This is a genomic window from Sphingomonas sp. 4RDLI-65 (genome assembly GCF_049472435.1).
GTDB lineage: Bacteria > Pseudomonadota > Alphaproteobacteria > Sphingomonadales > Sphingomonadaceae > Sphingomonas.
On sequence record NZ_JBCEBT010000002.1, the window covers coordinates 554,567 to 566,022 of the forward strand.

Sequence of the window (11,456 nt, forward strand, 5' to 3'; positions counted from 1 at the left end):
CCAGTACGTACGTCGCACCCTCCCCTAGCCCCTCCCGCAAGCGGGAGGGGAATTTGGCTTAGCCCGCGATCTTCGCGTAGCGCTCGCTGACGACGTCCCAGTTCACGATGTCCCACCAGGCCTTCAGATAGCCCGGGCGGTCGTTCTTGTACGTCAGATAGTACGCGTGCTCCCAGACGTCGTTACCGAGCAACGGCGTACCGGGCTCCTTGGCGTCGTCCATCAGCGGGTTGTCCTGGTTCGGCGTGCTCGTGACCTTCAGCTTGCCCGAAGCATCCGCGATCAGCCATGCCCAGCCCGAACCGAACTGACCCGCACCCTTGGTGTTGAATTCTTCCTTCAGCTTGTCGAGGCTGCCGAAGTCGCGATCGATCGCCTCGGCCAGCTTGCCCGACGGCGCCTGGCCGCTCTTGGCTGCCATCGTCTTCCAGAAGAAATCGTGATTCCAGAAGCCGCCGCCATTGTTGCGGACCAGCGGCGGCTGCGACGAGATCATGCCGAGGATGTCCTCGATCGTCTTGCCCTGCAACGCGGCGTCCTTCTCGACGCCCTCGTTCAGCTTGTTCGTATATGCAGCATGATGCTTGTCGTGATGGAACTGCATCGTCTCCTTGTCGATCACCGGCTCTAGCGCATCATAGGCGTACGGCAGCGGTGGGAGTTCGAAAGCCATGGGGTTTCTCCTTTATGGGGTCGGACGCTCAACGCCCGCACAGCGCAAATGCTCCCGGCCATCTCGTTACGCAAGCGTACCCGTCGGCAGTTTTTGTCGAGCCGCCCTGCACCGCGCTGCGCGACCGTCGCTGCCCGCCAATCATTAACGCGCTGTTCGCACACCTAATTTATGTTGGTTGCGACACCGGTAAGAGATTCGACATGCAACGACTTCTATACATCAGCACTGCCCGCGCGATTATCACGCAGGATGTGATCGACGATATCCTCCGCGTCTCCCGCCGCAATAACGCCGCCGTGGGCGTCACCGGGCTGCTGATCGTCGGCGGCAAGCGCTTCCTGCAGGTGCTCGAGGGCACCGACCTCGCCGTCGCGCAGACCTTCGACCGGATCCAGCGCGATCCACGGCATTTCGCGATGGTCTCGCTCGCGCGGCAGACGATCACCGAACGCACCTTCGGGTCCTGGTCGATGGGTTATCAGGCTGGCGGAAACGCGACCTCGGGGGAGTCGGCCGCGGCGATGGCCGCTTTGATCGCGCCGATCGACGACCCGATGCTGCGCGGCTATTTCACCGGTTTCGTCGATCTCCACATGAAGGCCGCCTAGCGCTCAATAGGCGGGCTGGGGCGGATCGAAGATCACCGGCGGCCCGCCCGGCTTGCGCTGCGTCGGGCCCATCTTGAACGATACGCGGTCGATGCAGCCGGTATAGCCGGTCGCCGACGGCACGCGCTTGGCCGTCGTGATGATCCGCATCGCCTGCGCGCCGAACTCGTCGGACGGTTGCGTCGCGAGCACACGGACGTTGCCGGTCGCTCCCCAGGGTGCGACGTCGTAGCCGATCATCGCCCATCCCTCGATCCCGCGACGGCGGAAATTGTCGGGATAGGTCAGCGTCGGCGAGACCGCCCATTCCGCCTGTGCGGGACAGGTCGCGTCGGCCGGCCTGAAGCTCGCCTCCTCCGGCATCGGCGGCGGTGGAACCGTCCCCGCACCGATCCAATAGGGGTATTGGCACCCGGCCCTCGCACCGGCAGCGAAGCGGGACTCCGCGACCGCCTTGAGCGATGCCGAGTCCAGCGCCGCATTGCCGTTGCCCGCCACCGGCTTCAGGCGGACCGGCGTGCCGTTCTCGTCGATATCGAAGCCGATCATGCTCCAGCTCTGCCGCCCCGGCTGTCGCGGCAGGGCGTCGAAATCGGGAAAGGCCCGGTTGCGGACCTGCGGCACCGGATCGAAACAGGTCGAGCCGGCGGGCTTGACCCGCGCCCAGATCTCGGGCGTCGGGCGCTGCTGCGGAAACATCGTATAGGCCATCATCAGGGCGATCGGGGCGGTCGCGATCGGCTGCGCGTCCGGCACGTACGTCAGGCTGCAAGCGGTTCGGGGACTATTCGAGGCGAATTGCACGACCGCCAAGGCAGGGGCCAGGTCTCCACCGGTTGCCACATAGTCCGTCGCCAGACGCTTTATGTCGATCGGACGCCCTCCCGGATCGATCGTGAAGCCAAACTCGACCGACTTCATGGCGGTGGTCGGCGCTGCCCAGTTCAGCATCGGCATGACCGCCGGCTGGCGAAGGAACGCGACCGGCACGCCGGCACAGCGGACCTCGCGCGCATGCCATGTCACGAGGACCTGCCGGTACTCCGGCGCTCCGGCCGAGGGCCTTGGGCCGGATAGGATGCTGCCGACGACGATTGGCGGCACCTGCATGTCCGGAACGATCGCATACGCGGTCGCGGCGGGGCCGCCGATCAGTATCGATAGGGCCAACCGGGACATACCCATCGCGTATCCTCCAAACCGCAAATACCGCCGCCGATACCGCCGCCGATTTGAGCATCGTGCCGCACGATCATGACCGCTGCAAGTCAGGCGGCGGTCTTGCCGTATTCCTGGCGGGTGACGGGATGGCTCGACGACAGCCCGCCATCGACCGCGATGGCCTGACCGTTGACGTAGCTGGCGTCGTCGGAGGCGAGGAACAGCGCGACCTTCGCCAGTTCCTCGGGCTGTGCGCCGCGGTGGAGCGGGTTCAAGCGGCCGACGCGGTCCATCTTGTTCGCCTCGCGCGCGTAATCAAAGACGGGCTTGGTCATGCCCGTCTCGGTCAGGCCAGGGCAGATCGCGTTGACGCGGACGTTCGAGCCGGTGAGTTGCTGCGCGGAGACGGCGGCGAGATTGATGACGCCCGCCTTCGACGCGGAATAGGCAGGCGAGCCGGCGCCCGAGCGGATTCCGGCGACGCTCGCGGTAAGCACGATCGCGCCCTTGCCGCGCTCGGCGATGCGGGGGGCGGCGTGCTTGATCGCGAGGAACGGGCCGATCAGGTTGACGCGCAACACTTCGGTGATCAGCGCGACGTCGGTGTCGAACAGGTTCGCCATGCCGCCGGAGATGCCCGCGTTGGCGAACATGACGTCGAGCCCGCCGAAGCTGTCGCACGCCAGCGCGATGGTGCGGATCACGTCGTCTTCGAGGCCAGCGTCGATGCGGATCGCCTTGGCCGTACCGCCTGTCTCGGCGATCAAGTGGGCGGTTTCGTCTGCGCCTTCGGTCTTGTCGGCGACGATGACCCTGCCCCCTTCGCTCGCGAACAGGAGCGCGGCGGCGCGGCCGATGCCCGAGCCTGCGCCGGTGACGATGATCGACTTGTTCTCGAAACGCATGGGGTTCCCTTCCGGTTAGATCGTGACGCCGCCGTCGATGACCATCGTCTGGCCGGTCATGAACGCGCTGGCCTGCGAGGCGAGGAAGACGACTGCCCCGGCGATCTCGTCGGGCTCGCCGATCCGGCGGAGCGGCACGCTGGTGTTCGCGGCCTCGATCCGTTGCGGGTCTTCCCACAGCGCGCGTGCGAAGTCGGTCTTGATCAGGCCGGGCGCGATGCAGTTGACGCGGACGTTGGACGGGCCGAACTCGACGGCCAGGTTACGCGCGAGCTGCATGTCGGCGGCCTTGCTGATGCAATAGGCGCCGATGACGGGCGAGCCGCGCAGGCCGCCGATCGACGAGATGATGATTATGCTGCCGCTGCGGCGCTCCAGCATCTCGGGCGCGACCATCTGGATCAGCCAGTGGTTGGAGACGATGTTGTTGTCGAGGATTTTCCGAAACTGGTCGTCGGCGATGCCGGCTTGCGGCCCGTAATAGGGGTTCGAGGCGGCGTTGCAGACCAGGACGTCGATGCGGCCGAATGTCGCGCGGGTCTGGTCGACGAGATTCTGGAGGCCGGCCTTGTCGGAGATGTTGGCGGCGATGGCGATCGCGGTGCCGTCGCCGTGCTTAGCATTGAGCTCCGTGGCGACGGTGTCGCAGGCGTCCTGCTTGCGACTGGAGATGACGACTTTCGCGCCGTGCTTGGCGAGTTCTCGCGCGGAGGCGAGGCCGATCCCGCGCGAGGATCCGGTGACGATGGCGACCTGTCCCGTCAAATCGAACTGCGACATTCCAGCTTCTCCCCTCCCGCATGCGGGAGGGGCCGGGGGTGGGCACCTGGCCAGCCACAAACGGTATCCGTTATGGTGAGCGCGAGCCCACCCCTAGCCCCTCCCGCTTGCGGGAGGGGAATGAGTTTACGCCCCCGCCTTCACCGCGAACCCCCAGGCCGCATCCGCCAGACCGTGGATCTTCGCCACCGTCTTCTCCGCTTGCGCACTCGACGCGGTGCCGTCGACGATACGCTTCTTGATACCCTGGACGATGCCGGTCAGTCGGAAGAGGTTGTAGGCGAAATACCAGTTGAGATCGGGCACGCCGTCGCGACCGGTCGCGGCGCAATAACGCTCGACGACCTGCTCGATCGTCGGGATACCCGTCTCCGGCCCGGTCATGCCGAGCACACCTGAGCGTCCCTCGGGTTCGGTCACCCAACTCATCAACAGGTACGAAAAGTCCGCGAGCGGATCGCCAAGCGTCGACAACTCCCAGTCGAGCACCGCGATGACCTTCGGCTCCGACGGCGCGAAGATCATATTGTCGATGCGGTAGTCGCCGTGGACGATCGAGGTGCGCGTCTGCTCGGGGAGCGTTCTTGGCAACCATTCGATCAGGCGTTCGACCGAGTCCATCCGCTCGGTCTCGGCGGCGCGATACTGCTTGGTCCAGCGGCCGACCTGGCGTTCGAAATAATTGCCGGGCTTGCCGTACTCGCCGAGCCCCGCCGCAGCGTAATCGGTGTTGTGGAGCGCGGCGAGCGTGTCGACCATGGCCTCGTAATGCGCGGTGCGCTCGGCGGGTGTCGCGCCGGGCATCGCGCCGTCCCAGATCGTCCGGCCCTCGACCATCTCCATGACGTAGAAGGCCGAGCCGATCACGGCCGCGTCCTCGCAGAGCCCGTGAGGTCGTGGGACGGGGAAGCCGGTCGGATACAGCCCGGCAATGACGCGGTATTCGCGATCGACGGCGTGGGCGCTCGGCAAGATCGGGCCGAACGGTTTACGGCGCAGGACGTAGGCGCGGCTTGGCGTGTCGAGCCGGTAGGTCGGATTCGACTGGCCGCCGGCGAACTTCGCGTAGGTTAGCGGCCCGGCATAGCCCGGCACGTTGGCGGTCATCCAGGTCCCGAGCGCGCCAAGGTCGAGCTTATCACGCTCGGCGACTTCGATCGTGCCGACCATGCTGGTGGCTGCGTCGCTCGTCACGAGAAGGTGATCACGCTGCGGGTGGTGTCACCGCGACGAAGCTCGTCGAACGCGTCGTTGATCCGCTCCAGCGGCATCCGGTCGGCGATGATCGTGTCGAGGTCGAGCAGCCCGCGCATGTAGAAATCGACCAGCCGCGGGATGTCGACCGGGAACCGGTTCGAGCCCATGAAGCCACCCTGCAAACGCTTGCCCGAGAGCAGGTCCATCGCCGACAGCCCGACCTTCTCGCCGAGCGGCATCATCCCGAGGATCGTCGCAGTGCCCCCGCGGCGCAGCACCTTCACCGCGGTCGCCGCCGATTGCGCGCGGCCGACTGCCTCGATCGCGTGGTGTACACCACCCTTGGTGATCGCGACGACCTCGTCCGCGGCGGTGTCGGACAGCGCATCGATGCTGTGCGTCGCGCCGAGCTTTTCCGCCATCGCGCGCTTCTCGGGCACTGGATCGAGCGCGATGATTTTGCCCGCGCCGGCGATCTTGGCCGCATTGACCGCGGCGAGGCCGATGCCGCCACAGCCTACCACGCACACCGTCTCGCCCGGTGTCACGTCGGTAGTGTTGAACACCGCGCCCGCGCCGGTGGTGATCGCGCAGCCGAGCAACGCCGCGCGATCCATCGGCATGTCGCGATCGATCGCCACGCACGCATGTTCGTGGACCAGCATCATCTCCGCATAGGCACTAAGGTTCAGCATCTGCGCGATCGGCCTGTCGCCGAGCATGAGACGCGGCGCGGCACCCTTCGGACGGCGTACGCTGGCGTCGATGCACAGTGACATCCGACCGGTGACGCAGAACTCGCACTGGCCGCAGAAGGCCGACAGACAGGTCACGACATGGTCGCCGACCTTCACGCCGCGCACTTCGTCGCCGACCGCCTCGACGACGCCGCAGGCTTCATGGCCGGGGATGGTGGGCATCGCGTGTGGATAGGCGCCGTCGACGAAATGCAGGTCGGAGCGGCATACCCCGACTGCGACCGTGCGGATCAGCACCTCATGGGACGTCGGCTTCGAGACGGTGACGTCCTCGATGCTGAGCGGGGTGTTGGCTTCGAAAAGGACTGCGGCTTTCATGTTTAGTCAGGCTCCGAAAATGGCGGACGCACAATCAAAATCTCATTCGTTCTGAGCGTAGTCGAAGGACATTGCCCCGAGCGGGCCGGTCCTTCGACTTCGCTCAGGACAAACGGGGGGGATGGGTTTAAACGGATGGGGTTACCGGCTCACGCCGACATCCCCGCTGGACACGCCGCCCTTCCGGAAGTCCCCATATTTCCCGAACTCGTTGCGCGCGATCGAGCGGTTGTGAACCTCGTCCGGGCCATCCGCAAAGCGCAGCGTCCGCATCGCCGCCCAGTCATGCGCCAAGCGGAAATCGCCCGAGACGCCGCCGCCGCCATGCGCCTGGATCGCATCGTCGAGAATCCTGAGCGCCATGTTCGGCGCGGCGACCTTGATCATCGAGATCTCGATCTGCGCGGACTTGTTGCCCGCGCGGTCCATCATGTCCGCCGCCTTGAGGCACAGCAGCCGCGTCATCTCGATGTCGATGCGCGCGGTAGCGATCCGTTCCTCCCACACCGAGAAGTCGGCGATCCGCTTGCCGAACGCGACGCGGTCGAGCAGGCGGCGTGCCATCGCCTCGATCGCGGTCTCCGCAACGCCGATGGTCCGCATGCAATGATGGATACGACCCGGCCCAAGCCGCCCCTGCGCGATCTCGAACCCACGCCCCTCGCCGAGCAGCACGTTCTCGACCGGCACGCGCACGTTCTCCAGCACGACTTCGCCATGCCCATGCGGCGCGTGATCATAGCCGTACACCGACAGCATCCGCTTGATCGTGACGCCGGGCGTATCCATCGGCACGAGGATCTGGCTTTGCTGCTGATGCCGCGAACCCTCGAAGCTCGTCTTCCCCATCACGATCGCGATCTTGCAACGCGGATCGCCGACGCCGCTCGACCACCATTTGGTGCCGTTGATCACGTAGTGATCGCCATCGCGCACCATCGACGTCTCGATGTTGGTCGCATCCGACGACGCCACCGCGGGCTCGGTCATCAGGAATGCCGAGCGGATCTCGCCGCGCATCAGCGGGCCGAGCCACCGGTCCTTCTGCTCGCGCGTGCCATAGCGGTGAAACACCTCCATGTTGCCCGTATCGGGCGCCGAACAGTTGAAGCACTCGCTCGCCCAACCGACCTTGCCCATCTCCTCCGCGCATAACGCATATTCGAGATTGGTGAGCTGCGTGCCCTCGAACTCGAACGAATCGTCGACGTGCGTCTGGCCCGAATGCGGCGGCATGAAGAAATTCCAGAGGCCGGCGGCCTTGGCCTTCTCCTTCATCTCCTCGATCACCGGAATCACCTTCCAGCGCTCGCCCTCATGCGCCTGCTGGTCGTAATCGGCCTGTCGCGGGCGGATATTCTGGTCGATGAAATCCCGGACCCGATCTCGGAAATACGTCTCTCGTTCGCTCAGCGTAAAATCCATGCGGGCTCTCCGTTCGTCATCGCTTTGGAGGCGGGTTAGACCATACCGCGTATTCGGTAAAGCGTGCGGAGGGGCCCTGAAAGCATGTTTTCAAGTCCGCCCTGAAAGCGCCTAAAAAGCACTGTATCTTCAAATCGAAGCTGTTAGGGTGTTTCGATGAAGGTTCCGGCAGAGGCCAGCGACGAGAGCGAACAGGGCACCAAGCGCTTCCGCGCGAAGCGTGACGCGATCCTCGCCGCGGCGGCAGAAGCGATCAACGAACAGAGTGCCAAGGGCATGACGTTCGCGGACGTGGCGCGGCGCGTCGGGCTCAACACGACGAGCGTTACCTATTATTTCAAGCGCAAGGAAGACCTCGCGGCGGCGGCGTTCGAGAACACGCTCGAATCGCTGATCGCGATGCTCGACGTCGCGGCGGAAGAAGCGACGCCGGAGGACCGCGTGCGGCGTTATCTGGCGCTCAACATGGATAGGCTGGGGCGGATTCAGCGCGGCGAGGAGAAGGCGTTCGCGGTCCTGTCCGATCTGCGGGCGACCGAAGAGCCAATGCGCGGCCGACTGATGGCGGGCTGGCGCGAGGTGTTCCGTCGGACGCGCTTGTTGTGGGGGCCGACTTCGTCACGCGCGCAGACCGATCTCAACGGCGCGCGTGCGCACGTGCTGCTCGAGAACACGTTCTGGCTGCCGATCTGGCTGACGCGGTACGAGCCCGATCAATACGGGCGTGTCGAGGAGCGGCTGATGGACGTGTTCGCGCACGGCATCGCGGGGAAGGAGGCCAAATGGTCGCCGAAGCTGCTCGATCTCAGCCATGACGAGGCGGAGCCGGGGCGCGAGGCGTTTCTGCTGGCTGCGACGCGCCTGATCAACGAACTCGGCTATCGCGGCGCGTCGGTGCAGAAGATCGCGTCGGAGCTGAACGTGACCAAGGGCAGCTTCTACCACCATCTCGACGCGAAGGACGATCTTGTCATCGCGTGCTACCGGCGCAGCTTCGACACGATCGCCGATGCGCAGAGCCGTGGCGAGGCCGAGGGCGGGAGCTACTGGCACAAGCTGTCGAGCACCGTCGCGACCTTGCTCGACGTCCAGTTCGCCGAGCGCGGACCGCTGCTGCGCACCACCGCACTGAGCGGACTGCCGGTCGGCGTGCGCAACGCGATGGTCGATCGCTCGAACGGCATCGCGCGACGGTACGCGGGCATGATGATGGACGGGATCGGCGAAGGCTCGATCCGCGCGGTCGATGCGCTGATCGCGGCGCAGGCGTTGATGGCGCTGCAGAATGCGGCGTTCGATATGCGGAAGTGGGCGTCGACGATGCCGCGCGAGCGGGCGATCGCGATGTATGCCTCGACGCTGATGTATGGGCTGTTCGACGATCGGATGGCGAAGGCCTGAGCGCCTATCTCGAACTGGTCGCCCCGGACTGGTGGACGCTCGAAGCCGGAATGGTTTGGTTACGCCGCGTTAACCGCTGGCGGCCGATCCCGGCGCCTCCACGGAGGCGGCATGCACACCATCACGACCGATCTTGAGACCGGAATTATCGAGGTCGATGCGTCCGGCTTCTGGACGATAGAGCATGTCGAGGAATTCCTGCGCGATCTGGAGCGCGAGGGACGCCGCGTGCTGGCGACGGGCAAACGCCACATGCTGCTGTGCAATTTCTCGAAATCCGCGATCCAGCCGCAGGAGGTGATCGCGATGCTGCAACGCGTCGCGGTGTCGATGCCGCTGAAGTCCCGCAAGGTCGCGCTGTATACCGAGGGCAAGCTTGCCCGGTTGCAGGTGAAGCGGATCGCGTCGGTGCGCGACGACATGGCGGTGTTCGACGACCGGAAGTCGGCGCTGGCTTGGATGATGCAGGGGGCGCCCAACGGATAGCTTGGCGGACGCCGTGCCCAGCAATCATCCTGCGGCCCGTTGAGGCTCGCTAACGACACCAACCCCGTCATCCTGACGAAAGTCAGCATCCAGGATTACAAACGCCGTCCCCTGGGATCCTGGCTCCTGACTTCGTCAGGATGACGGAGGAAGGAGCTATTTGGCCGCATCCTCCGCCCGCTTCAACAGAACGCCTGCTCGCCAATAGTGGAACAGCGCCCACGGCGTCATCAGCACGATGATCACCAGCGCATAGCGCAGCGAATCCTCGCCGCATCCCGGCTTCAACAGGTCGCTCAGCCACCCGACCAGCGTCGGCCCGAGCCCGAGCCCGACCAGGTTGATCACCAGCAACGTGATCGCCGCCCACATCGCCCGGATCTGCAAAGGCGCCAGATGCTGGATCAATGCGAAGCTCGGCCCGAGATACGAATTGGCGAAGATCAGCGAGACGAAATAGCTGCCGATCGCGATCGCCGGCGCGTCGATCAGGTAGAAGGCCAGCGCGAAAGGCAGCGACAGTCCTTTCATCGCCAGCACGACCCAGGCCTGGACATGCAATCCGTGGCGCTTGGCGAGCACGTCCGCGATTTTGCCGCCCGCTAGCGCGGAGATCGCGCCGAACAGCGCACCCGGCAATGCGATATAGCGCGAGATATCGAGCATCGAGATGCCAAGCGAGCGCTGGATATAGCTCGGACCCCAGCCGGTCAGCGCATACCCGATCATCGAGGTGAGCGTGACGCCGACCACCAGATGCCGCGCCGGCGCGCTCGCCCACATCGATGCGAAGCCCTGCGCGACGCTCGGCATCGGCTTCACCTCGGTCGCGCGGGCGGCATCGGACAGGCCGCGGCGGGGCTCGACCATGAACAGGCGCACGAGCAGCGCCAGCGCGATTCCCGGCAGGCCTACGGTCATCATCGCGATCCGCCAGCCATAGGAATGCGCGACGACGCCGCCGATCAGCGTGCCGAAACCCGCGCCGAGCACCACGCCGAGCGAATACACCGCCATCGCGCTCGCACGTTTTTCGGGCGGATACAGGTCGGCGATGATCGAATGGCTGGGCGGGCTCGACCCCGCCTCGCCGATGCCGACGCCGATCCGGAAGAGCATCAGCTGCGTGAAGTTCTGCGCCAGCCCGCACAGCGCGGTCATCGCGCTCCAGATCGTCAGGCTGGCGGCGATGATGTTGCGCCGGCTGGTCCGATCCGCCAGCCGCGCGACCGGAATACCGAGCGTCGCATAGAAGATCGCGAAGACCAGCCCGGAGAGAAGCCCGAGCTGCGTATCGGTCAGCATCAGGTCCGCCTTGATCCGCTCGAGCAGGATCGCGAGGATCTGACGGTCCATGTAGCTGAAGAAATAGGTGAAGGTGAGCAACGCGAGCGTCAGGCCCCGTCGCTTCATCGCCAACGCGTCGGCGATCTCGGGATGGGACTGATACGCTGCGGCCATCGGCAATACCCTGATATCTAATTCTAGGCTATGCTAGGTTATGGATCGCGTACCAGACAAGTGAAGTTCGGCGTGATGCAGGGTATCGACCGTCCGCTGAGCAGTCGGCTCGGTAGTTTTGCGGGGCGAAACGATGTCCCTCCTTGTTCTCCTGCGAAGGCGGGAGTCCAGTCTGGGTCCCTTCGCGGGGAAACACGTCTTACCTGCTCGAAAGGGGTAGCCGCCCAAGAGTCGACTGTGACGAAGCGGAACGCTCCGTCCCCTCCAGGGGACGTGACAG

The 11,456-nt window shown here is 65.2% G+C and carries 11 protein-coding genes; 3 read left to right on the forward strand and 8 right to left on the reverse strand.

Annotated elements, in window-relative coordinates; translation table 11 throughout:
- Window positions 1–58: 58 nt before the first annotated feature.
- The gene (locus VH567_RS07625; protein WP_423324694.1) at window positions 59–673 is read right to left on the reverse strand and encodes a superoxide dismutase; all 615 of its coding nucleotides are present in this window, start codon (window positions 671–673) and stop codon (window positions 59–61) included.
- A 203-nt stretch (window positions 674–876) separates the two neighbouring features.
- Here VH567_RS07625 and VH567_RS07630 point away from each other — a divergent pair, with 203 nt between their 5' ends.
- Window positions 877–1,284: a BLUF domain-containing protein gene (locus tag VH567_RS07630; RefSeq protein ID WP_423324696.1), complete on the forward strand. Its 408-nt coding sequence runs from the start codon at window positions 877–879 to the stop codon at window positions 1,282–1,284.
- A 3-nt stretch (window positions 1,285–1,287) separates the two neighbouring features.
- Here the strand turns inward: VH567_RS07630 and VH567_RS07635 are convergent, their stop codons facing one another.
- The 6 genes from VH567_RS07635 to VH567_RS07660 form a co-directional block, all read right to left on the reverse strand.
- Window positions 1,288–2,463 carry an energy transducer TonB gene (locus tag VH567_RS07635; RefSeq protein WP_423324698.1) on the reverse strand — a complete coding sequence of 392 codons (1,176 nt, stop codon included), beginning with the start codon at window positions 2,461–2,463 and terminating at the stop codon, window positions 1,288–1,290.
- Window positions 2,464–2,552: 89 nt separating this feature from the next.
- Window positions 2,553–3,350 carry an SDR family NAD(P)-dependent oxidoreductase gene (locus VH567_RS07640; protein ID WP_423324700.1) on the reverse strand — a complete coding sequence of 266 codons (798 nt, stop codon included), beginning with the start codon at window positions 3,348–3,350 and terminating at the stop codon, window positions 2,553–2,555.
- A 15-nt stretch (window positions 3,351–3,365) separates the two neighbouring features.
- Window positions 3,366–4,130 (reverse strand): SDR family oxidoreductase, encoded by a 765-nt coding sequence (locus VH567_RS07645; protein WP_423324702.1) that lies wholly within the window; start codon window positions 4,128–4,130, stop codon window positions 3,366–3,368.
- A 126-nt stretch (window positions 4,131–4,256) separates the two neighbouring features.
- On the reverse strand, window positions 4,257–5,300 hold the full coding sequence (locus VH567_RS07650; RefSeq protein ID WP_423325024.1) for a phosphotransferase family protein: 1,044 nt from the start codon (window positions 5,298–5,300) through the stop codon (window positions 4,257–4,259).
- A 20-nt stretch (window positions 5,301–5,320) separates the two neighbouring features.
- Window positions 5,321–6,403, reverse strand: a complete 1,083-nt coding sequence (locus VH567_RS07655; protein ID WP_423324704.1) for a Zn-dependent alcohol dehydrogenase — start codon at window positions 6,401–6,403, stop codon at window positions 5,321–5,323.
- Between the two features lie 141 nt (window positions 6,404–6,544).
- A complete protein-coding gene (locus VH567_RS07660; protein ID WP_423324706.1) occupies window positions 6,545–7,828 on the reverse strand; it encodes an acyl-CoA dehydrogenase family protein in 1,284 nt (427 codons plus the stop codon).
- 156 nt (window positions 7,829–7,984) lie between these two features.
- Between VH567_RS07660 and VH567_RS07665 the strand changes: the two genes are divergently transcribed.
- Both VH567_RS07665 and VH567_RS07670 read left to right on the forward strand, forming a co-directional pair.
- Complete coding sequence (locus VH567_RS07665) at window positions 7,985–9,229, forward strand: TetR/AcrR family transcriptional regulator (protein WP_423324708.1); 1,245 nt, start codon at window positions 7,985–7,987, stop codon at window positions 9,227–9,229.
- Window positions 9,230–9,340: 111 nt separating this feature from the next.
- Window positions 9,341–9,715, forward strand: a complete 375-nt coding sequence (locus tag VH567_RS07670) for a hypothetical protein (RefSeq protein ID WP_423324710.1) — start codon at window positions 9,341–9,343, stop codon at window positions 9,713–9,715.
- Window positions 9,716–9,871: 156 nt separating this feature from the next.
- On the opposite strand, the gene VH567_RS07675 is transcribed toward VH567_RS07670, so the two are convergent.
- Window positions 9,872–11,176 (reverse strand): spinster family MFS transporter, encoded by a 1,305-nt coding sequence (locus VH567_RS07675; protein ID WP_423325026.1) that lies wholly within the window; start codon window positions 11,174–11,176, stop codon window positions 9,872–9,874.
- Window positions 11,177–11,456: the final 280 nt, after the last annotated feature.